The sequence below is a fragment of the Streptomyces sp. ATCC 21386 genome (genome assembly GCF_018728545.1).
Lineage (GTDB): Bacteria > Actinomycetota > Actinomycetes > Streptomycetales > Streptomycetaceae > Streptomyces.
Window position 1 is genome coordinate 3440547 of sequence record NZ_JAAVVL010000001.1, and the last position, 20542, is coordinate 3461088.

20 protein-coding genes are annotated in these 20542 nt (G+C 72.6%); 12 read left to right on the forward strand and 8 right to left on the reverse strand.

All coding sequences use genetic code 11. From position 1 onward, the window contains the following. Window positions 1–774, forward strand: coding sequence for a DNA polymerase beta superfamily protein (locus tag GWK25_RS15015; RefSeq protein WP_215450729.1), 774 nt, complete (start codon window positions 1–3; stop codon window positions 772–774). Here GWK25_RS15015 and GWK25_RS15020 read toward each other — a convergent pair. After that, entirely contained in the window at window positions 691–1488 is a 798-nt protein-coding gene (locus tag GWK25_RS15020; RefSeq protein WP_215450730.1) for a DNA polymerase beta superfamily protein, read from the reverse strand. The genes GWK25_RS15015 and GWK25_RS15020 overlap by 84 nt on opposite strands. 22 nt (window positions 1489–1510) lie before the next feature. Beyond that, on the reverse strand, window positions 1511–1939 hold the full coding sequence (locus GWK25_RS15025) for a Rieske (2Fe-2S) protein (RefSeq protein WP_215450731.1): 429 nt from the start codon (window positions 1937–1939) through the stop codon (window positions 1511–1513). Window positions 1940–2170: 231 nt separating this feature from the next. Here GWK25_RS15025 and aroH point away from each other — a divergent pair, with 231 nt between their 5' ends. The 5 genes from aroH (at window position 2171) to der (ending at window position 6715) form a co-directional block, all read left to right on the forward strand. Next, window positions 2171–2533 carry a chorismate mutase gene (gene aroH / locus GWK25_RS15030; protein ID WP_033528887.1) on the forward strand — a complete coding sequence of 121 codons (363 nt, stop codon included), beginning with the start codon at window positions 2171–2173 and terminating at the stop codon, window positions 2531–2533. After that, window positions 2530–3615 carry a prephenate dehydrogenase gene (locus GWK25_RS15035; RefSeq protein WP_215450732.1) on the forward strand — a complete coding sequence of 362 codons (1086 nt, stop codon included), beginning with the start codon at window positions 2530–2532 and terminating at the stop codon, window positions 3613–3615. The genes aroH and GWK25_RS15035 overlap by 4 nt, the downstream gene beginning before the upstream one ends. Window positions 3616–3762: 147 nt before the next feature. Continuing rightward, window positions 3763–4440, forward strand: a complete 678-nt coding sequence (cmk, locus tag GWK25_RS15040) for a (d)CMP kinase (protein ID WP_215450733.1) — start codon at window positions 3763–3765, stop codon at window positions 4438–4440. Further along, entirely contained in the window at window positions 4398–5147 is a 750-nt protein-coding gene (locus GWK25_RS15045) for a lysophospholipid acyltransferase family protein (protein ID WP_374200614.1), read from the forward strand. Before cmk ends, GWK25_RS15045 begins: the two co-directional genes overlap by 43 nt. A gap of 107 nt (window positions 5148–5254) precedes the next feature. Then, on the forward strand, window positions 5255–6715 hold the full coding sequence (der, locus tag GWK25_RS15050) for a ribosome biogenesis GTPase Der (protein WP_184895888.1): 1461 nt from the start codon (window positions 5255–5257) through the stop codon (window positions 6713–6715). Window positions 6716–6810: 95 nt separating this feature from the next. Here der and GWK25_RS15055 read toward each other — a convergent pair whose 3' ends face one another. Together GWK25_RS15055 and GWK25_RS15060 are read right to left on the reverse strand one after the other, a co-directional pair. Then, window positions 6811–7179 carry a hypothetical protein gene (locus tag GWK25_RS15055; RefSeq protein ID WP_215450734.1) on the reverse strand — a complete coding sequence of 123 codons (369 nt, stop codon included), beginning with the start codon at window positions 7177–7179 and terminating at the stop codon, window positions 6811–6813. Window positions 7180–7409: 230 nt separating this feature from the next. Next, window positions 7410–8180 carry a hypothetical protein gene (locus tag GWK25_RS15060; protein ID WP_215450735.1) on the reverse strand — a complete coding sequence of 257 codons (771 nt, stop codon included), beginning with the start codon at window positions 8178–8180 and terminating at the stop codon, window positions 7410–7412. Window positions 8181–8714: 534 nt separating this feature from the next. Here GWK25_RS15060 and GWK25_RS15065 point away from each other — a divergent pair. Continuing rightward, the gene (locus GWK25_RS15065) at window positions 8715–9368 is read left to right on the forward strand and encodes a transglycosylase family protein (protein WP_215450736.1); all 654 of its coding nucleotides are present in this window, start codon (window positions 8715–8717) and stop codon (window positions 9366–9368) included. An 83-nt stretch (window positions 9369–9451) separates the two neighbouring features. Here the strand turns inward: GWK25_RS15065 and GWK25_RS15070 are convergent, their stop codons facing one another. From GWK25_RS15070 to GWK25_RS15080, 3 genes are read right to left on the reverse strand one after another with little or no spacing between them, the layout of a single operon-like run. After that, window positions 9452–10093, reverse strand: a complete 642-nt coding sequence (locus tag GWK25_RS15070) for an ATP-binding cassette domain-containing protein (RefSeq protein WP_215450737.1) — start codon at window positions 10091–10093, stop codon at window positions 9452–9454. Window positions 10094–10095: 2 nt separating this feature from the next. Continuing rightward, a complete protein-coding gene (locus GWK25_RS15075) occupies window positions 10096–12918 on the reverse strand; it encodes an ATP-binding cassette domain-containing protein (protein WP_215450738.1) in 2823 nt (940 codons plus the stop codon). Next, complete coding sequence (locus tag GWK25_RS15080; protein ID WP_215457386.1) at window positions 12918–13403, reverse strand: hypothetical protein; 486 nt, start codon at window positions 13401–13403, stop codon at window positions 12918–12920. The genes GWK25_RS15075 and GWK25_RS15080 overlap by 1 nt, the downstream gene beginning before the upstream one ends. Before the next feature lie 133 nt (window positions 13404–13536). Here GWK25_RS15080 and GWK25_RS15085 point away from each other — a divergent pair, with 133 nt between their 5' ends. The 5 genes from GWK25_RS15085 (at window position 13537) to GWK25_RS15105 (ending at window position 18729) form a co-directional block, all read left to right on the forward strand. Then, on the forward strand, window positions 13537–14115 hold the full coding sequence (locus GWK25_RS15085) for a hypothetical protein (RefSeq protein WP_215450739.1): 579 nt from the start codon (window positions 13537–13539) through the stop codon (window positions 14113–14115). Beyond that, complete coding sequence (locus tag GWK25_RS15090; protein WP_215450740.1) at window positions 14090–15391, forward strand: ABC transporter substrate-binding protein; 1302 nt, start codon at window positions 14090–14092, stop codon at window positions 15389–15391. Before GWK25_RS15085 ends, GWK25_RS15090 begins: the two co-directional genes overlap by 26 nt. 172 nt (window positions 15392–15563) lie before the next feature. Further along, window positions 15564–16826 carry a glycosyltransferase family 4 protein gene (locus GWK25_RS15095; RefSeq protein ID WP_215450741.1) on the forward strand — a complete coding sequence of 421 codons (1263 nt, stop codon included), beginning with the start codon at window positions 15564–15566 and terminating at the stop codon, window positions 16824–16826. Next, window positions 16823–17662 carry a hypothetical protein gene (locus tag GWK25_RS15100; protein ID WP_215450742.1) on the forward strand — a complete coding sequence of 280 codons (840 nt, stop codon included), beginning with the start codon at window positions 16823–16825 and terminating at the stop codon, window positions 17660–17662. Before GWK25_RS15095 ends, GWK25_RS15100 begins: the two co-directional genes overlap by 4 nt. A gap of 56 nt (window positions 17663–17718) precedes the next feature. Beyond that, window positions 17719–18729, forward strand: coding sequence for a YafY family protein (locus GWK25_RS15105; protein ID WP_215450743.1), 1011 nt, complete (start codon window positions 17719–17721; stop codon window positions 18727–18729). Here GWK25_RS15105 and ctaD read toward each other — a convergent pair. Further along, the gene (gene ctaD / locus GWK25_RS15110) at window positions 18638–20368 is read right to left on the reverse strand and encodes a cytochrome c oxidase subunit I (RefSeq protein ID WP_215450744.1); all 1731 of its coding nucleotides are present in this window, start codon (window positions 20366–20368) and stop codon (window positions 18638–18640) included. The genes GWK25_RS15105 and ctaD overlap by 92 nt on opposite strands. Window positions 20369–20542 lie beyond the last annotated feature (174 nt).

The following is a 20542-nucleotide window of genomic DNA, read 5'->3' on the forward strand; positions in this document are numbered from 1 at the left end:
ATGACCGACGCGCTCACCGACGCCCTCGACATCGACCTGGCCCCCGTGGTCGCCGAACAGCCCGACCCCCTGCTGTTCGCGACCGTCTCCGGAGCCCACCTGTACGGCTTCCCGTCGCGCGACTCGGACGTGGACCTGCGCGGTGTGCACCTGCTGCCCCCGGCCGAACTGGTCGGGCTGCGGGAGCCGGAGGAGACCCGGTCGCGGATGTGGGACCGGGACGGCGTCGAGATGGACCTCGTCACGCACGACCTGCGCAAGTTCGCCCGGCTGATGCTGCGCCGCAACGGCTATGTGCTGGAGCAGCTGCTCTCCCCGCTCGTCGTGCACACCGGCGAGGCGCACCGCGAACTGGTCGCGCTCGCCCCCGGGGTCCTCACCCGGCACCATGCCCACCACTACCGGGGGTTCGCCATCACCCAGTGGCGGCTCTTCGAGAAGACGGGCGAACTCAAGCCGCTGCTCTACACGTTCCGGGTGCTGCTCACCGGCATCCACCTCATGCGCGGCGGCGAGGTGCAGGCCCATCTGCCCACCCTGGTGTCACAGGTGGACGAGGCGCCCCGCTATCTGCCGGACCTCGTCGCGGCGAAGGCGGACCTGGAGCACGGCAAGGCCGACGTCGACCGGGAGCGCGTGGCGGAGGACGTGGAGCGGCTCCAAGGGGTGCTGGAACAGGAGCAGGCGCTGTCAGCGCTCCCGGAGAGCCCGTCCGCGTACGACGCCCTGCACGATTTCGTCGTGCGGGTCCGCCTCGGCGGTGCGCAGGTCTGAGGCGGTTCCGAGGTCCGTCCGGGCACGCAGGGCCGACGCGTGCCGGGTGCGTACGACGAAGTCCTCGACCCGGGCCCGGTCCGGCTCCGCCGGCAGCGGGCTGCGGTGCACCGCCTCCTCGGCCTCCGCCGCCAGCCGGGCCATCCAGGACTCGACCCGGGCCCACGCCACCTCGCCGTGCTTCACCGCCAGCAAGGCCTCGCGTTGATCGCCCACGTCGACGGTGAGCGTGCCCGTCCGCAGCAGATCACGGCAGCTCATCAGGAGGCGGAGGAGATGCATGGCGTGCTTCCAGCGCGGGGCGCCGTGCGTACGGACGTCCGCGTCGAGCTTCTTGCGCTGGCCGAGGGCGTAGCGGGCGAAGGTCTCGTGGGCCTGCCGGGACAGGAACGCCCCGCGCAGCGCGAGCAGTTCCCGGCCGGTGGCGTCGACGTGCTCCACCAGGGGGGAGTGCAGGCACTCCAGGATGTTGGGGTTGGCGCGCAGGGCCAGACTGCAGAAGCGCTCCAGCTCCCAGCCGAACTGCTCCTCCGCCGGACCCTCCACATGGGTCGGCGGCTTCTCGAAACGCCAGAACAGCTCGGTGGGGGCCAGGAAGACGCCCCGCCGGTCGGTGTCGCTGTCGTCCGTCGCGAGACCGAAGGCCCGCGACCCCATCACACAGGCGTAGATCGTGTGATCACGGACCAGGCTGTGCGGGTGCGGGGGCTGCATGCCCGCGAGCGTACGTGGTGGCTCAGACCGACTGAATCGAATTTCCCGAGACCTCGATCTCCTCGGCGGGCAGGGGCTGGGTGGCCGGGCCCCGCACCACCGCGCCGTCCGTGATCTTGAACCTGCTGCCGTGGCAGGCGCAGTCGATCGTCCCGTCCGATACGCTGCTGACGATGCAGCCCTGGTGCGTGCAGACCGCCGAGAAGGCCTTGAACTCGCCCTCCTGTGGCTGCGTCACGACGATCTTCCGATCCTTGAAGATCCTGCCGCCGCCCACCGGGATGTCGGCCGTGGTGGCCAGCTCCTCACCGCCACCGCCCGTGCCGGCGTCCCCGGGCGAGGTCTCCTCCTGGGAACCGCCGTCGCTGTCGCCGCCGCACCCCGCCAGGAGCGCCGCCGTGCCCACCGCGCCGGCCGCGAGCATCGTGCGCCGCGTCGAACCCATCGCCATGTCGTCACTCCGAATGTGCGGAAGAACCCAACCCAGGAGAGAGTGCCACAAAACGTGCGATTCGCACGGCTGGTGGCCCCGAGGCATTCGGGACGATCGCTCCGCCGTCGGCCTCCCCTTCGCGCGTCTCGGCAGGCGGGCGCCGCGCACCGGCCGGGGGCGGGCTGACTAGGCTGGTCGTGCAACGAGTCGGCCATCGAGTCGGCATGTACACCAGCGAGGAGCAGAGTCGTGGCGGTACGAGCGGTCCGGGGCGCCGTCCAGCTCGAACGGGACGAGGCGGGGCACATGGACGAGCAGGTGGGCGAGCTGCTCACCGCGGTCCTGGAGCGCAACGGGCTCGGTCCGGACGACCTGATCAGCATCTGGTTCACGGCCACCCCCGACCTGCACAGCGACTTCCCGGCCGCCGCGGCGCGCAAGCTCGGCATCGTCGACGTCCCCCTGATCTGCGCGCAGGAACTCGACATCGAGGGCGCCATGCCCCGGGTCGTACGGATCCTCGCGCACATCGAGTCCGACCGGCCGCGCTCCGAGATCGCGCACGTCTACCTGGGCGCCGCGGCCGCCCTCCGCAAGGACATCGCCCAGTGAGAACCGCACTCGTCATCGGCACCGGGCTGATCGGCACCTCCGCCGCCCTCGCCCTCGCCCAGCGCGGGGTTGTCGTCCACCTCGCCGACCACGACCCGGAGCAGGCCCGTACGGCCGCCGCGCTCGGCGCCGGCAGCGACGAGGCACCCGGCGGTCAGGTCGACCTCGCGATCGTCGCCGCCCCGCCCGCGCACGTGGCCGCGACCCTCGCCGACGCCATGCGCCGAGGGGTCGCGCGCGGCTACCTCGACGTGGCCTCCGTGAAGGGCGGCCCCCGCCGGGAGCTGGAGGCGCTGGGCCTCGACCTCTCCTGCTACATCGGCACCCACCCCATGTCGGGCCGCGAGAAGTCCGGGCCGCTGGCCGCCACCGGCGACCTCTTCGAGGGCCGGCCGTGGGTGCTCACCCCCACCCGGGACACCGACACCGAGGTCCTGAACCTCGCCCTGGAGCTGGTCTCGCACTGCCGGGCCGTTCCGGTGGTCATGGACGCGGACGCCCACGACCGGGCCGTCGCCCTGGTCTCGCACATGCCGCACCTGGTGTCGAGCCTGGTCGCCGCGCGGCTGGAGCACGCCGAGGAGTCGGCCGTACGGCTGTGCGGGCAGGGCATCCGGGACGTGACCCGGATCGCGGCCTCAGACCCCGGCATGTGGATCGACATCCTCTCCGCCAACCCCGGCCCGGTGGCCGACCTCCTCGCCGACGTCTCCGCCGACCTCGACGAGACCGTCCAGGCCCTGCGCGCCCTCCAGGCCTCCGACGAGGCCAAGCGCCGTGAGGGCGTCACCGGCATCGAGGACGTCCTGCGCCGCGGCAACGCCGGCCAGATCCGCGTCCCCGGCAAGCACGGGTCCGCTCCTCGGCGCTACGAGGTGGTGGCGGTCCTGATCGACGACCAGCCGGGCCAGCTGGCCCGCATCTTCGCCGACGCGGGCGCCGCCGGCGTCAACATCGAGGACGTCCGCATCGAGCACGCGACCGGGCAGCAGGCGGGTCTGGTGCAGTTGATGGTGGAGCCGAAGGCGGCGGTGGTGCTGACGGGGGCGTTGCGGGAGCGGGGTTGGGCGATCCGGCAGTAGGGGGTGAGTGGTCGTGCGGGCCGGGCGGCGACGGGGTCCGAGGGCCGGCACCCGGGCAGGGCCGGATGGGGTACGGGCAACCAGTACCCTTGTCCGGGGCGCTTTCCGTCCCGCCCCACCATCTCGGACCAGGAAAGGTGCTCCCCAGTGGAACGCGCCACAGTGATCGTTGCCATCGACGGCCCCTCCGGCACGGGCAAGTCGAGCACCTCGAAGGCCGTGGCCGCGCAGCTCGGGCTGAGCTACCTGGACACGGGCGCCCAGTACCGGGCGATCACGTGGTGGATGGTCAACAACGGCATCGACATAGACGACCCCTCGGCGATCGCCGCCGTGGCGGGCAAGCCGGAGATCGTCTCGGGGACCGACCCGTCCGGGCCGACCATCACCGTCGACGGCACGGACGTCGCCGGACCGATCCGCACCCAGGAGGTCACCTCCAAGGTCAGCGCGGTCAGCGCCGTCCCGGAGGTGCGGGCCCGGATCACCGAGCTGCAGCGCTCCATCGCGTCGGGCGCCGAGAACGGCATCGTCGTCGAGGGCCGGGACATCGGCACGACCGTCCTGCCCGACGCCGACCTGAAGATCTTCCTCACCGCCTCCCCGGAGGCCCGCGCGGCCCGCCGCAGCGGCGAGCTGAAGGGCTCCGACGTGCAGGCGACCCGCGAGGCGCTCCTCAAGCGGGACGCGGCCGACTCCAGCCGCAAGACCTCCCCGCTCGCCAAGGCCGACGACGCGGTCGAGGTGGACACCTCCGACCTCACCCTCCAGCAGGTCATCGAGTGCGTGGTGACCCTCGTCGAGGAGAAGCGGGCCGGGAAGTGAGCGGGGCGTCGACGGACCGGGGGCCCTCGGCCGGGGCTGCCTCCGCCGGGAACCCCGCGGCCGCGGCGCCCTCCCTGCGCGGTGCCGAGGTCGGCCGTCGCATCGGCGTCGGCCTGATGTACGGCTTGTGGAAGCCGCGGGTGCTCGGCGCCTGGCGGGTCCCCACGGCCGGCCCGGTCATCCTCGCGGTCAACCACTCCCACAACATCGACGGCCCGATGGTCATGGGTGTGGCGCCCCGCCCGACGCACTTCCTGATCAAGAAGGAGGCGTTCATCGGTCCCCTCGACCCCTTCCTGCTCGGCATCGGGCAGGTCAAGGTGGACCGGTCGACCGCCGACCGCACCGCCATCACCCAGGCGCTCGCCGTCCTGGCGGGCGGTGGTGTGCTGGGCATCTTCCCGGAGGGCACCCGGGGCGAGGGCGACTTCGCCTCGCTGCGCGCCGGGCTCTCCTACTTCGCCGTGCGCAGCGGAGCGCCGATCGTCCCGGTCGCCGTCCTGGGAAGCACCGAGCGGCGCGGACGGTTGGTCAAGGGGCTGCCCCCGCTGCGCTCGCGCGTCGACGTCGTCTTCGGTGACCCGTTCGAGGCGGGCGACGGCACCGGGCGGCGGACCCGCAAGGCACTGGACGAGGCGACCGTGCGCATCCAGAAGCAGCTCGGCGCACACCTGGACAACGCCCGGCGGCTCACCGGCCGCCGGTAAAACGCCGGGCGTCCGATCGGGCGCTGGGCGACACTGAGTAGTGGATCAGCCGGTCGAAGGCCGGGTGTTCCACCGATCACCACGATGAACTACGAGGTACGGACTTCATGAACGACCACTTTCCCTCCGAGCACGAGCACGGAGAGCTTGGCGACGCCGAGTACGCGGAGTTCATGGAGCTCGCCGCGGAAGAGGGCTTCGACGTCGAGGACGTCGAGGGCGCGATCGAGGAGGCGGGCCACGGCCCGCTGCCCGTCCTCGCCGTCGTCGGCCGCCCGAACGTGGGCAAGTCAACCTTGGTGAACCGCATCATCGGCCGCCGTGAGGCGGTCGTCGAGGACAAGCCCGGCGTCACCCGCGACCGTGTCACCTACGAGGCCGAGTGGGCGGGCCGCCGCTTCAAGGTCGTCGACACCGGTGGCTGGGAGCAGGACGTCCTCGGCATCGACGCCTCCGTCGCAGCCCAGGCCGAGTACGCCATCGAGGCCGCCGACGCGGTCGTCTTCGTCGTCGACGCCAAGGTCGGCGTCACCGACACCGACGAGGCCGTCGTCCGGCTGCTCCGCAAGGCCAAGAAGCCCGTGGTCCTCTGCGCCAACAAGGTCGACGGCCCGAGCGGCGAGGCCGACGCGACCGCTCTGTGGTCCCTCGGCATCGGCGAGCCGCACCCTGTCTCCTCGCTGCACGGCCGTGGCACCGGCGACATGCTGGACGCCGTCCTGGAGGCCCTGCCGGAGGCGCCCGCGCAGAGCTTCGGCACGGCCGTCGGCGGTCCGCGCCGCATCGCCCTGATCGGCCGCCCGAACGTCGGCAAGTCCTCCCTCCTCAACAAGGTGGCGAACGAGGAGCGCGTCGTCGTCAACGAGCTCGCGGGCACCACCCGTGACCCGGTCGACGAGCTGATCGAACTCGGTGGCGTCACCTGGAAGTTCGTCGACACCGCCGGCATCCGCAAGCGCGTCCACCTCCAGCAGGGCGCCGACTACTACGCCTCGTTGCGCACCGCCGCCGCCGTGGAGAAGGCGGAGGTGGCGGTCATCCTCATCGACGCCTCCGAGTCCATCTCCGTGCAGGACCAGCGCATCGTCACCATGGCCGTCGAGGCCGGCCGCGCGATGGTCATCGCGTACAACAAGTGGGACACCCTCGACGAGGAGCGTCGCTACTACCTGGAGCGGGAGATCGAGACCGAGTTCGGTCAGGTCGCCTGGGCGCCCCGGGTCAACGTCTCGGCGCGGACCGGCCGGCACATGGAGAAGCTGGTCCCCGCGATCGAGACGGCCCTCGCCGGCTGGGAGACCCGCGTCCCGACGGGCCGGCTGAACGCCTTCCTCGGCGAGCTGGTCGCCGCCCACCCGCACCCGATCAGGGGCGGCAAGCAGCCCCGCATCCTCTTCGGCACCCAGGCCGGCACCAAGCCCCCGCGTTTCGTGCTCTTCGCCTCCGGGTTCATCGAGGCGGGCTACCGCCGCTTCATCGAGCGGCGCCTGCGCGAGGAGTTCGGCTTCGAGGGCACCCCGATCCACATCTCGGTGCGGGTGCGCGAGAAGCGCGGCAAGAAGAAGTAGGCAGCGGCACCACGAAGTGGGCAGCGGTCCCACGACACGAGGAGGCGGCCACCCCGCAGTCCGGGTGGCCGCCTCCTCGTGTGCTGCGCTCCGCTTCAAAGACCTCGGCGTGGGCCCGGGGGCAGCGGCGACGGGATGTGGTGCATCCCGGTGTGTCCGGTGGGGATCCGCCCCACCGGCTGCCACGCGGCCGTCGTCGTGGTCGTGTGACCGGGCTGGGGTTCGCGCTGGGTGGCGAGATGGCCCGCGGCGTGCCGGGCGCCGTACGAGCCGGAGGCGTACGACCCGGTGGCGCGCTGGCTGCCGGAGCCGTGCGACAGGCTCCCGAAACCCGTGAACCCCAGCTCCTCCTCCCCGTGCCGGTCGCCCGGCAGGGTCCGATAGGTCCTGACCCACTCCGCGTAGAGCGAGTCGTAGATGGGCGTGGCCGATGGCCCGCCCGACGGATCATGAGTCGGCCGCATGGACGGGATCGACTGATAGGACTGGCGGCGAGGTACGTCGTATGCGTGCACGTCTGTGCCAACGACCCCACGGGAGAAGAGATGCGCCCCCTCAACCATTCAGCCTCCGGTCGGGGTGAGCGCCCCTGAAGGGGCGCGGGGAACTGCGCGATCAACCACAATCGACCCGCGGTCGGCTTACCAGCGAATGCCCTACGGCGAGACTCCGACAGCGCAGCACCGGCACACCATCACGTACCGGCCAGCGGCAGGGTCGCGGCCACCAACTTCCCGTTCGCCGCAGCCTTGTCGAGCGCGTCCCGCAGCAGGTCCTCCCGCGGCTGCCGCCCGATGGACCCCACCGGCGCCGCGAACATCAGCACCTGCTGGTGCTTGTTCGCGGCCGCCCGCCAGGCGTCGGCGACCTGCAGCGCCTGATGGGCCTGCCACCACGCGACCGGCGAACCACCGGCGGTACCCGGCTGCAGGATGGCGTGCAGCTGTCCCATGGCGAGCAGCACGGACCAGCCGTGCAGCACGGGGGGCACGGAGTCGATCTGGGGGAGCGGCATGAAGCCCTGCTCGATGAGCAGCGGCAGGAAGTCGTCGCCCGCGCCGGTCGTGCCCGGACGGGCGATGGGGGCGGTCGGCTCGACGACGAGCGCCGGGTGCAACTCGCCGCTGAGCAGGATCAGTCCGCTGGTGACACCGAGCACGGCCTGCTCGGGCGCGGCCTGGGCCGGGTTGTCCCCGGCGATGGAACGGGCGGCGCCCTGCAGCTGCTCCTCGGTGACCTGGACGACCTGGGAGGGCAGACAGGTGGCGTGGGCGAAGGCGAGCACGGCTGTCTCGTCGCCGACGAAGAGGACGGTGCTGGTGCGCTCCTGCTCGGAGTCGCCGGGGGTGCGGCACGACGTGCAGTCGTAGCCGCCGGGGGCGTTCTCTCCGGCGAGCAGCCGGTCGGCTTCTACGTCGCCGATCTCGGCGCGTACCTCGTCGCTGACGTCGAGCATGCGCGGCACGGTGGCTCCTCGGGATGCGGTGCGGTGTCGGGGCCGGGTGGCGCCCGGCCCATGAGCACGGAGGTTCCGGCTCATGCAGAAGACAACGGGCGATCTGTGGCGGGAGTCACGCCCGAGGACGAACGGAATCGAACCAACCGGAGCGCAGGGTGAATCCTTGGGCGGAATCGGTTACTCCGCGCCAACTTCCCGAGGACTCGGCGAAGTTGATCCGGTGAAGTAGGTCACAGGCCGTCGCGGTCACTGGACGACATTTCATGAAATCAGGGAATGAAATGGGTGGCCGGAAATGGCAGCTACTTCGGGTAACGGCGAACTGGCCTCGCACGACAGGTCATCCCTTGCTGACAACCCGTCAACCTCCCTACATTCCCGGCCGTGTGCAACGAGCACCGCTCGGGTACGCCCGCCGGCCGCGCAGAGCCAGACAGCGCGCAGCACCACCTCCGGCGGACGGGGCGGAGCGCGACACCCGCGTCCATGCGCGGGAAGCGCCCCGCTTGGGGGACCCCGGGTCAGTGGAGAGGAATCTTCATGTCCGAATGTGCCGATACCACGCGCGGCAGCGCCCGGAAGACCCGCACCACGGCGGTCCTCGCCGGGGCGGCACTGCTCGCCCCGCTCGGGCTCCTGGCCGTCACCGGCAGCGCCTCGGCGGCCGACAGCGGAGTGTGGGACCGCATCGCCAAGTGCGAGAGCGGCGGCAACTGGCACATCAACACCGGCAACGGCTACTACGGCGGTCTGCAGTTCGCCGCCTCCACGTGGCGTGCCTACGGCGGCACCGCCTACGCGGCCACCGCCGACAAGGCCTCCAAGTCCCAGCAGATCGCGATCGCCACCAAGGTCCAGCGCGCCCAGGGCTGGGGAGCGTGGCCCACCTGTTCCGGCCGCGCCGGGGCCTCCGGCAGCGCGCCCGCCGCCCCCTCCACCGGGTCGTCCGGCAAGGCCGCCTCCTCCGGAGCCGGGAAGTCCGCCGACTCGGCTCCCGCGAAGGCGCCGTCGCGCTCCGTCGGTCACCCGGACCGCAGCGCGTCGCGCGGTGACTACACCGTCCGGCAGGGCGACTCCCTGAGCGGCATCGCCACCCGGCACGGGACCACCTGGCGGCAGGTCTACGCCGCCAACAGGAACGTGATCGGCGGCGACCCCGACCTCATCGTCCCCGGGCAGCGCCTCGATCTGTGACCGCTGAGCCCTGTCGACTGAGCCTGTCCCGGTGGCCGACCTGCCCTGTCGCCTGAGCCCTGTCGGCTGACCGCCGTGCGGCGTCAGGGCAGTTCGGTCGCCTCCCCGCCGAACGCCAGTGCCCCGCGCCGGAGTTCGTACACGAGGACGCCCGGTACCGCGCGCAGCCCCGGCGGCAGGCGCTGCTCGGCCACGATCACGCAGGCGTCGAGGCCGCCCAGCAGCTCGTACGTGCGGGCCGCGACCGCGGGTGACATGCCCTGGGCGGGTTCGTCGACGAGCACCACGCGCGCCCGGGCCGACAGGACCCGGGAGAGGGCGAGCATCCGCTGCTCGCCGCCGGAGAGGGTGCCCGCGCGACGGGGAAGCAGGGCTTCGAGCTCCGGGTAGGCGCGCAGGGCGTCGGAGAGGTCGGGCGCGGCGAGTTCGAGGTTCTCGCGCACGGTGAGCGAGCCGAAGACGGCCCGTCGTTCCGGTACGAGGACCAGGCCCCGCCGGGCCCGCTCGTACGCGGGTGTCCTGGTGATGTCGGCCCCGTCCCACACCACGGCACCCGCGGAGAGCGGGACCGTCCCGGCGAGCGCCCGCAACGCGGTCGTACGACCGGAGCCGTTGCGGCCGAGCAGCACGGTGAGGCCGGGGCCCGGCGCGGCGAGGGTGAGGCCGTGCAGGGCCTCCAGCGGGCCGTAGCGGACGCGGACGCGGCGCAGGGAGACGAGGGTCATCGTCAGGCCTCCGGGGCGAGGACGCGGCCGGCCGGGCCGGAGGTGACGATCCGGCCCGCCGCCATGACGTGGACGACGTCCGCGAGTTCCCTGACGAGATCGAGGTCGTGCTCGACGACGAGCAGGGCCGTGCCGTCGTCGGCGAGGGCGCGCAGGACGCGGGCGAGGGAGGCCACCTCGGCCGAGTCGAGGCCGGCCGCGGGCTCGTCGAGCAGCAGCACACGAGGGCTGCCGGCGAGCGCCCGCGCCAGCTCGACCCGTCGCAGCGTGCCGGTCGGCAGCCCGGCCGCCGGCGCCGTCCGTACCGGACCGTCCAGCCCGAACAGCCGCAACGCCCGCTCCACGGCACCGGGATCGGCGGCCGTCCCCTGCTCGGCGCCCACGCGTACGTTGTCCGCCACGCTCAACGACGGGAAGACCGCCAGCTGTTGGAACGTGCGAGCGACGCCGAGCCGGGTGCGGGCGTGCGCGGGCAGCCGGGTGATGTCCCGCTCGCCGAGGCGCACCCGCCCGCTGTCCGGCCGCAGCGTGCCGGCGAGACAGTGGAAGAGGGTGCTCTTCCCGGCGCCGTTGGGACCCACGACCGCGCTGACCCGACCCGGCGGGACGTCCAGGTCGACGCCGTCGAGCGCGGTGAACTCGCCGTAGCGGAGCCGGAGCCGGAGTGCTCGGAGCGAGGGAGCGGCGGAAGCAGGGGGACGGGAGGGACGCGGGGTGTGACCGATGAGGAAGCGGGCGGCCCGGGCGGGACCGCGCCGACCGACGGCAGCGGGGAGGAGAGGGGCGCCCGCGCGACCGCCGGGCGTGTGACTGGTGCCCGTGCGGGCGGCGGCGGTGCCGGTGTCGGCCCTCGTGCCGGTGTCGGCGGGGCCGGCCTCGGTCCCGGGTGGCTGGTGCGCGGCCCCGGGCGGCGCCCCGACGCGGCCCACGGGGCTTGCCCCCACCAGCCCCCTCCGCCGTACCCCGGCCGCCGCCCCCGCACGCACCCGCTCCCGAGCGCGCTGCCCCGTCGGGGTGAGCGCGCGTCGCCCCGGCCGAAGTCGTGCGAACCCGTCCCGCACCGCCTCGTACGGGCCGCCGGGGGAGCGGCCGACCAGGACGGCCAGGATGCCGATGACCGCGACGGCCACGCCGCCCTCGGTGCCCGCGTCCAGGCCCACCAGCAGGGCGGCCGCCGCGAGGGCGCCGAGGGAGCTGTCGGCGCCGAGGACGACGACCGCGGCGAACCAGAGGAGGCTGCGCACGGGGTCGTAGGCGACGGGGTCGAAGGCGCGGACCCCCATCGCGAGCATGCCGCCGCCGAGCGCGGCGAGGGCCGCGCCCGCGACGAATGCCGTGAGTTTCAAGGACGGGACGCGTACGCCCGCCGCCGACGCGCCCGGCTCGTGGTCCCGCAGGGCGGCGAGCGCTCTGCCCGTGCGGCCTCGGCGCAGGGCGTGGGTGGCGAGGAGGGCGAGGCAGAGGAGGCCCAACTCCAGGACGTAGTAGGCGCGGTCGCCCTCGAAGCCCGGGGGCCGGGAGACGGTGAGGCCCGAGGTCGCGTACGGCTGGGCGAAGACGAAGCGGCTCACGCCGACGCCCACGGCGAACGTGGCCAGTGCGAGCGCCAGGCCGTGACGGCGGATGGCGGGCCGGCCGGTGAGCAGGCCGAGGGGGGCCACCAGGAGGACGGCCACCAGGAGCGCGGCAGGTTCGGGCAGGCCGGGGAGGAGCGGGAAACGGCCGGCTGCCAGGAGGGCCGTGAACAGGGCGCCCAGACCCGCGTAGGCCGCCTGGCCCAGGGAGATCTGGCCGCCTCGGCCCGTCACCACCACCAGGGAGAGCAGGACCACGCCCAGCGCCGGCACCTGGACGGCCGTGTGCAGGTCCTGGCCCGCGAAGCCCAGCGGGATCAGGAACAGCAGGAGCGCCACGAGCCACGCGGCGGCGGGCGGGCCGGTCCGCGCGGTCGCCGTGCGGGGCAGCGCGTCGCGGTCGCCCACCCCCGGCAGGACCAGGGCCGCCACGAGGAGGGCGACCACGAACAGGTTGGCGCCCACGGCCTGGAGCAGCGGCTCCGCCCAGCCCGAGGGATGGAGCCGGGTCAGCTGAGCCTGCGCGACTCCGACGCCCAGCGCGACCAGCACGGCCACCGGCAGGCTCCGCATCCGGGCGGCGACCGCCACGGCCACCACCTCCATCACCAGCAGTGGCATGCCGTACGGGTCGAGGCGCACGAACGGGGCCAGCAGGACGCCCGTCAGGCCCGCCGTGAAGGAGCCGAACGCCCAGCCCGCGGCGGCGACCCGGTCCGCGTCGATGCCGCCGAGCACGGCGAGGGAGCGGTCGTCGACGACGGCCCGCAGCTCCCGGCCCAGCCGCGTCCAGCGCGTGAGCGCGCCCACGGCCGCGGCGACGGCGAGGGCCACCGCCAGTTGGCCCCACGGGTCGGCGGAGATCAGCGTCGGCGCGTCGTCCCGCGCGCCCTGCCCCCACAGCAGCGCGGTCACGCCGACGAGGAGGACGAAGACGCCGATGGACGCGACGAGGGTCCGCGCCGGGTCACCGCCGGGCACGGCGAGCGGACGGAAGACGAGGCGTTCCAGGACCAGACCGATCGAGGGGGCCACGACCAGCAGGGTCACCGCCGCGGCCGGCCAGAGCGGCCATCCCCACTCCACGGTGAACTGGCGCAGCAGATACGCGCACACCACGGCGATCGCCCCGTGCGCGAAGTTGAGCACGCCCGTCGCCCGGTAGGTCACGATCAGACCGATCCCGGTGAGCGCCGCCGCGCTGCCGACCGACAGCCCGGCCAGCGTGAGGTCGTACGTCAGCGACGCCATCAGCCCTCCGCGGAGTCGCCCCGGGAGGGTGCCTCGCAGATCGGGCACGGTCGCAGGGCGCCGCTCGTCAGCACCCGGGAGTCCGCCGGGACCGCCTCCGCCTTCCCGGCCACGAGGGGGCAGTCGGCGCGGTGCCAGAGCGTGCCGCCCGGCACCATCAGCAGGGTGCCGCTGGTGGCGAGGGGGCCGGTCGGAGCCCGCGTGGACACGTCGTCGTCGGGCTCGGCGGCGACCAGGAGGCCGTACAACTCCTCGACCCGGGATGCGGCCCGGGCGTTGCCGCCGTGGGCGAGGAGGACCGCGCCCGCGACGATCAGCGCGGCGCCGGGGACCGTGCAGGACGCCAGATAGGGAAGCTGCCGTTCGGCGAAGCGTTCACCGGAGACGCCGTACCAGCCGACGACGCACAGCACCGCGCCGCCGGCGAGCGCGGCCCAGCCGGCCCAGAGGACGGGGTGGGCGGTCCGTGGTCGGGCTGTCCGCATCCGGGGCATCCGGGGCTCCCCACACGTCGTGTGTCTGTCCATCCCAGCCGATGGCTTGCACTATGCCTTCTGCAAGCTGACCCTGAAAGAACCGGGCGCATGCCGCCCGGACCGACACCCGGTGGTGAGCCAGATGGTTCTCGGGAGCGACCTCAGGCGGGCGAACGGACGCGGGTCCGGGGCGGCGGGACGGGGAACGGCCCTGGCGGCCGCCCTGGTCCTCCTCCTCGCCCCGGCCCTCGCGGCGTGCAGCGACGACAGCGGTGGCGGCGGTGACAGCGCCCCGCCGACCCCGACGGTGGAACGGACGGCGAGCGAACCCGCCGAGGAGACCACGAGCGCGAGCGGGCCCGCGGACACGGCGGCGGCCGAGAAGGAGATCAAGGAGAACTGGAAGGCGTTCTTCGACCCGGGCACCTCGACCGAGGAGAAACAGGCCGTCCTGGAGAACGGCGAGAAGATGGGGCCCGTCCTCGCGGCGTTCAGCGGTGACGAGCGCGGCGGGCAGGTCGAGGCGGAGGTCAAGAAGGTCGCGTTCACCTCCGCGACCGGCGCCGACGTCACGTACACCCTGCTGCTGGAGGGCGCCACGGCGCTGCCGGACGCGGCGGGTACGGCCGTCGAGCAGGACGGCACCTGGAAGGTGTCCGTCAAGACCCTGTGCGGGCTGGTCGCGTTGAGCGGCAATGAGACACCGGGTCCGGGCTGCTGAGACGGCCGCGGTCGGCCTGCTGCTCCTGCTGGCCACGGCCTGCGGCAGCCGGCTCCCGGAGAGCGACTTCGAGCGGGGGAGTGCCACGGCCGCCCCGTCGAGCCGTGAGCCGCTGCGCGTCGGGATCATCACCAGCGTCACCAGCCCGGTCGGCGGCACGGCGTTCACCGGGCCGCGCGACGGCGCGAAGGCCTGGTTCGCCGCGCTCAACGCGCGCGGCGGCATCGACGGCCGCCGCGTCGAGGTGCGGGAGTGCGACGACGGGGGCAGCGGTGTCGGCAACAACGAGTGCGTGCACCGGCTCGTCGAGGAGGACGGTGTGGTGGCGCTGGTCGCCACCACCGCCCTCGACTACGCGGGCGCCGCCCGGGTCGCACGCGCGCGCGTGCCCGACATCGGGGGCCAGCCCATCGGGCCCGCGTACGACACGTACCCGTATCTGTACAGCGTCTACGGCAGCCTCGCGCCCCGGGACGGCACGACCGGCTGGGACGGGAAGCAGTACGGCGGCACCGAGGTCTACCGCTACTTCAAGCGTGAGCACGGCGCCCGCACCGCCGCCGTGGTCTCCTACAACCAGTCGGCGTCCGCCGCGTACGCCCGCCTGATCGTCCGAGGGTTGAAGGCCGAGGGGTACGAAGTGGTCACCGAGCAGGTCGACTTCGCGCTGCCCAACTTCCGGGCGGCCGCCGCCGACATCAAGGAGCGGGGCGCCGACCTGGTCTTCGACGCCATCGACGGCCATGGCAACGCCCGGCTCTGTGAGGCGATGGACGAGGTGGGCGCCGAGGTCACCGCCAAGGTCACCAACGTCCAGAACTGGACCTCCGCGGTCGCCGAGGAGTACAAGGACGCCCCGCGCTGCCGCAACGCGCTGTGGGCCACCGGCTCCAGCCGCAACCATGCGGACGTCGGCGACCCGGCCGTACGGCAGTTCCGGGACGCGACGAAGGACCTGAAGACGCACTCCCAGTGGCAGTTGGAGGGCTGGGCTGCCGCGATGTGGTTCACGGACGCGGCGAGATCGTGTGCGAAGAGCGCGGGGAGCGCGGAGGGCGTCACCCGTGCCTGCGTCGACCGGTTCATGAACCGCGACGAGCCCTACAGCGCCGACGGGCTGCTCGTCCCCGTCCGTTTCGAGCGGCTCGCCGAGCCGCCGACGACGCGCCGGACCTGTGTGTCGGTGGCCCGCTGGCGGGACGGCGGGGGGTGGGTGAGCCAGGGCGACATGAACGGCACCTGCTTCGACGTACCCCAACTGCCCTACAGCCCCTGATGCGTGAGGAGGCGAACAGGTTGCCTCTCCCGGCTATCGATCGGACAACCGTTCAGGAACAAGTTGATGATGACGTCCAACCATTCCCGGGGAGGCCCGGTCTAACCGTACGGCGCTGGACCAGCAGCGCCATTGACGGATGACCAGGTAATGCAGGGGGCTCGGGGGACGCATGCACATTTCTTTCCTGATACACAACGCGTACGGGATCGGGGGAACGATCCGCACGACGTACAACCTCGCGAACACCCTGGCCGAACAGCACGACGTGGAGATCGTCTCCGTCTTCCGCCACCGTGACGAGCCGGTGTTCGCCGTCGATCCGCGGGTGCGGCTGCGCGGCCTCGTCGACATCCGGGAGGGCGGCGCCGACAAGGGCCACGCCGACCTGGAGCGCCCCGCCAAGGCCTTCCCGCGCGCCGAGGGCCGCTACGGGCAGTACAGCGTCATGACCGACCGGCGCATCGCCGAGCACCTCGCCTCGGTCGACGCCGACGTCCTGGTCGGCACCCGGCCCGGACTGAACGTGCACATGGCGAAGCAGACCCGCCGCGGCCCGATCCGCGTCGGCCAGGAGCACCTCACGCTCGACAGCCACTCACCGGCCCTGCGCGCCACCCTGCGCGGCGTCTACCCGAGGCTCGACGCCCTCACCACGACCACCGAGGCCGACGCGCGCGCCTACGGCTCGAAGATGCGGCTGCCCGGCGTCCGCGTCCAGGCCGTGCCCAACCCGGTGCCCGCACCCGGCGTCGACCCGGCGGACGGCACCGCCAAGTGGGTCGTCGCCGCCGGGCGGCTCGCCCCGGTCAAGCGGTACGACCTGCTGATCAAGGCCTTCGACAAGGTGCGCGAGGAGCGGCCCGACTGGCGCCTGAGGATCTACGGTGGCGGCAAGCAGAAGGACAAACTCCGCGCCCTCGTCGACAAGCTGGGCCTCTACAACCACGTCTACCTGATGGGTCCCGTCAACCCCATCGAGCCCGAGTGGGCGAAGGGCTCCGTCGCCGCCGTCACCTCCAGCCTGGAGTCGTTCGGCATGACGATCGTCGAGGCCATGCGCTGCGGTCTCCCGGTGGTCTCCACCAACTGCCCGCACGGCCCCGGCGAGATCATCGACGACGGCGTCGACGGCCGCCTGGTCAAGGTCGGCAGCGTCAAGGCCATCGCCGACGGTCTCCTGGAGCTCATCAACGACGACGACCGGCGTCAGCAGATGGCGCACGCCGCTCTCAAGGACTCCGAGCGCTTCGACCCGTCCCGCATCGCCGAGCGCTACGAGACGCTCTTCGGCGACCTCGTCGCTCGCGGCGGCGCCTCCTCGGTGGGCCGGATGCGCGGCTCACTGCACCGCACCCGTGGCGCTCTGCTCGGCGGGGCGTACGCCGTTCGGGATGCCGGACGTGCCGCCCTCAAGAAGGGGCGCACCGCATGATGACGCTGGCTCCGCAGCCGCCCACGCACAGTGACGACCAGGAGGACTGGGCCACGACCCCCCGCACCGACTGCGTGGCCGACTTCGCGGGCGGCCTGACCTTCGAGGTCCCCGACCACAGCGCGTCCGGCCCCGCCCAGCTGCTCCTCGTCCGCCGCGGCGACGACCAACGGGTGCGGCTGCCCCTCACCCCGGCCGGTGACGGCCGGCTGAGGGCCGCGCTGCCGAGCAGCGTGGACGTCCCCGAGGGCTTCTGGGACGTCCATCTGCAGACGGCCGAGGGCGAGCCCCGGCGCCTGGCCCCGGGCGTCAACGACCTGCGCTCCCTCGTCGACCGCGCACCGGCGGCCTCGTCGGAGCGGATCGTCGTCCGCATCCCGTACGGCACCAAGCACGGCAACCTCACCATCCGCAGCTGGGAGCGTTCCCCGCACGCCGAGGCCGGCGCACTGCACATCGGCGACGGACGGCTGGAGGTGACCGCGCGGCTGTACGGCACCGAGGCCGCGTCCGACGGGTACGCCGAGCTCACCGACCAGAACGGCGTGCTGGCCGCCGTACGGACCGACCTCACCGCGCACGGAGACCGGGGCGACGTCCGCTTCACCGTGGCCTACGGCGACCTGCGCCCCGGCCACTGGGACCTGTGGCTGCGGCCCCGGGGCGGGGACGGCCCGAAGGTGCGCGTCGCACGGCTGCTCGACGACGTCGTCGACAAGCACCCGGTCTTCGTCTACCCCAAGGCCCGTGCCGAGTCGGCGCACGGCCCGGTGGAGGGCGAGCCGTACTACACGACCCACAACGACCTCTCCGTGACGGTCGTCGCCGCCCCGTGAAACCGGCCGGCGGTCGAGGACACTCCCTGTCCTCGACCGCTGGCAGACTCGCCCCCATGTTGGAGACATCGGCACGGCTCCTGAGGCTGCTCTCGCTGCTGCAGGCCCACCGCGAATGGTCCGGCCCGGAACTCGCCGACCGGCTCGGCGTCACCGCGCGCACGGTCCGCAGGGACGTCGACCGGCTGCGCGAACTGGGCTACCCGGTCAACGCCAGCCCCGGCACCGGCGGCGGCTACCAGCTCGGCGCCGGCGCCGAGCTGCCGCCGCTGCTCCTCGACGACGAGGAGGCCGTCGCGGTGGCCGTCGGGCTGCGCTCGGCCGCCGGCCAGGGCATCGACGGCATCGGCGAGTCCTCCGTACGCGCCCTCGCCAAGCTCGAACAGGTGCTGCCGAGCCGGCTGCGCCGCAGGGTGGGCGCCCTGAACGCCTTCACCGTCCCGCTGATGCGCGGCCCACAGCTCTCCGCCGTCGACCCGGCGGTGCTCACCGAACTCGCGAACGCCTGCCGGGACGCCGAGCGGCTGCGGTTCGAGTACCGCGACCACGGGGGCACCGCCACCCGCCGGACCGTCGAGCCGCACCGTCTGGTGTGCACCGAGCGCCGCTGGTACCTGGTCGCCTGGGACGTCGACCGCGCCGACTGGCGCACCTTCCGCGTCGACCGCGTCACCCCCAAGCCGCCCCACGGGCCGCGCTTCCCGCCCCGCGAGCCACCGGCCGAGGACCTCGCCGCCTACGTCTCCAAGGGCGTCTCCCGGAACGCGTACGCCTCGCAGGCCGTCGTACGGCTGCTGGTGCCCCTCCACGAGGCCGCCGAGCGGATCTCGCCCTCGGCGGGCACCCTGGAGCCCTACGACGAGCACAGCTGTCTGCTGCGCACCGGTGCCCCGAGCCTCGACGTGATGGCCATCCACGTGATGATGACCGGCGTCGACTTCGAGGTCGTCGAACCGGAGGGGCTGACCGAGACCATCAGGACCCTTCGGGACCGCCTGTCGGCCGCTCTTGACCGAACCGGGGGTGCGGCGTCCGCTCCTGGCCCCGCCGGGTCTGCGGCGGTGTGATCGCCGCGAACCTCGGATGGTGCAGGTCGAACGCCGGGGACTCCGAACGCACCCGGGGCAGCGTCACGAAGTTGTGGCGCGGCGGCGGACACGAGGTCGCCCACTCCAGCGACCGGCCGTACCCCCACGGGTCGTCCACGTCGACCTTCACGCCGTACCGGGAGGTCTTCCAGACGTTGTAGAGGAACGGCAGCGTGGACAGGCCCAGCAGGAAGGAGCCGATCGTCGAGACCGTGTTGAGGGCCGTGAACCCGTCGGCGGCCAGATAGTCCGCGTACCGCCGGGGCATGCCCTCGGCGCCCAGCCAGTGCTGCACCAGGAACGTGGTGTGGAACCCGATGAAGAGCGTCCAGAACTGGATCTTGCCGAGCCGTTCGTCCAGCAGCTTCCCGGTGAACTTCGGCCACCAGAAGAAGAACCCCGCGAAGGTGGCGAAGACGACCGTGCCGAAGACGACGTAGTGGAAGTGCGCGACCACGAAGTACGAGTCGGTGACATGGAAGTCCATGGGCGGCGAGGCCAGGATGACTCCGGTCAGCCCGCCGAGGAGGAACGACACCAGGAAGCCGGTCGCCCACAGCATCGGTGTCTCGAAGGACAGCGAGCCCTTCAGCATCGTCCCCGTCCAGTTGAAGAACTTCACCCCCGTCGGCACGGCGATCAGGAAGCTCATGAACGAGAAGAACGGCAGCAGCACCGCGCCCGTGGCGAACATGTGGTGCGCCCACACGACCACCGACAGCCCGGTGATCGCCATCGTCGCCCCGACCAGCGTCAGATAGCCGAAGATCGGCTTGCGGCTGAAGACCGGGATGATCTCCGTGATGATCCCGAAGAAGGGCAGGGCGATGATGTAGACCTCCGGGTGCCCGAAGAACCAGAAGAGGTGCTGCCACAGCAGCGCGCCGCCGTTGGCCGCGTCGAAGACCTGCGAGCCGAAGCGGCGGTCCGCCTCCAGGACCAGGAGCGCGGCGGCGAGCACCGGGAACGCCATCAGGATCAGGATCGACGTGAACAGCGTGTTCCAGGTGAAGATCGGCATCCGGAACATCGTCATCCCGGGGGCGCGCATCCCGATGATCGTGGTCAGGAAGTTCACCGCGCCGAGGATCGTCCCGAACCCCGACAGCGCCAGCCCCATGATCCACATGTCGGCCCCGATCCCCGGCGACCGTTCCGCGTTGTTCAGCGGCGCGTAGGCGAACCACCCGAAGTCGGCGGGCCCCGTGGGCACCAGCAGCGAGCCCAGCACGATCAGTCCGCCGAACAGGAACAGCCAGTACGACAGCATGTTCAGCCGGGGGAAGGCGACATCGGGCGCGCCGATCTGGAGCGGCATGATCTCGTTGGCGAACCCGGCGAAGGTCGGGGTCGCGAAGAGCAGCAGCATGATCGTTCCGTGCAGGGTGAACAACTGGTTGAACTGCTCGTTGTCCACGATCTGGGTGCCCGGCCGGGCCAGCTCGGCGCGCATCACCAGCGCCATCAGCCCGGCGGCCAGGAAGAACAGGAAGGACGTCACCAGGTAGAGGTGGCCGATCTTCTTGTGGTCGGTCGTGGTCAGCCAGTCGACCACCAGCCGCCCCGGCGCCCTCGCCCCCGCTGGTCGCGCCGGCGCCTGTACGGTCTCGGTCCCCATCGCTCGCCCCTTCGCTGCCGCGTCCTGGGCCCGTGATGCACGCACGCCATGATGCTCGTGCCCCGGTCGCTCGGACAGGGGGCGTACGGCGGAAGTGTGTGGGAACCGTGTATTTCCCATGAGGTGGGGGCTTCCGGGAGCCGTCCGGGAATCGGTGGGAAAAGGCTGGACATG

What these genes read in the sequence shown, in the direction of transcription:
- GWK25_RS15015 (WP_215450729.1), top strand. Translation starts at nt 1, where the DNA reads ATGACCGACGCGCTCACCGACGCCCTCGACATCGACCTGGCCCCCGTG.
- GWK25_RS15020 (WP_215450730.1), bottom strand. Translation starts at nt 1,488, where the DNA reads ATGCAGCCCCCGCACCCGCACAGCCTGGTCCGTGATCACACGATCTAC.
- GWK25_RS15025 (WP_215450731.1), bottom strand. Translation starts at nt 1,939, where the DNA reads ATGGCGATGGGTTCGACGCGGCGCACGATGCTCGCGGCCGGCGCGGTG.
- der (WP_184895888.1), top strand. Translation starts at nt 5,255, where the DNA reads ATGAACGACCACTTTCCCTCCGAGCACGAGCACGGAGAGCTTGGCGAC.
- GWK25_RS15055 (WP_215450734.1), bottom strand. Translation starts at nt 7,179, where the DNA reads ATGCGGCCGACTCATGATCCGTCGGGCGGGCCATCGGCCACGCCCATC.
- GWK25_RS15065 (WP_215450736.1), top strand. Translation starts at nt 8,715, where the DNA reads ATGTCCGAATGTGCCGATACCACGCGCGGCAGCGCCCGGAAGACCCGC.
- GWK25_RS15070 (WP_215450737.1), bottom strand. Translation starts at nt 10,093, where the DNA reads ATGACCCTCGTCTCCCTGCGCCGCGTCCGCGTCCGCTACGGCCCGCTG.
- GWK25_RS15075 (WP_215450738.1), bottom strand. Translation starts at nt 12,918, where the DNA reads ATGGCGTCGCTGACGTACGACCTCACGCTGGCCGGGCTGTCGGTCGGC.
- GWK25_RS15080 (WP_215457386.1), bottom strand. Translation starts at nt 13,403, where the DNA reads ATGCGGACAGCCCGACCACGGACCGCCCACCCCGTCCTCTGGGCCGGC.
- GWK25_RS15085 (WP_215450739.1), top strand. Translation starts at nt 13,537, where the DNA reads ATGGTTCTCGGGAGCGACCTCAGGCGGGCGAACGGACGCGGGTCCGGG.
- GWK25_RS15090 (WP_215450740.1), top strand. Translation starts at nt 14,090, where the DNA reads ATGAGACACCGGGTCCGGGCTGCTGAGACGGCCGCGGTCGGCCTGCTG.
- GWK25_RS15095 (WP_215450741.1), top strand. Translation starts at nt 15,564, where the DNA reads ATGCACATTTCTTTCCTGATACACAACGCGTACGGGATCGGGGGAACG.
- GWK25_RS15100 (WP_215450742.1), top strand. Translation starts at nt 16,823, where the DNA reads ATGATGACGCTGGCTCCGCAGCCGCCCACGCACAGTGACGACCAGGAG.
- GWK25_RS15105 (WP_215450743.1), top strand. Translation starts at nt 17,719, where the DNA reads ATGTTGGAGACATCGGCACGGCTCCTGAGGCTGCTCTCGCTGCTGCAG.
- ctaD (WP_215450744.1), bottom strand. Translation starts at nt 20,368, where the DNA reads ATGGGGACCGAGACCGTACAGGCGCCGGCGCGACCAGCGGGGGCGAGG.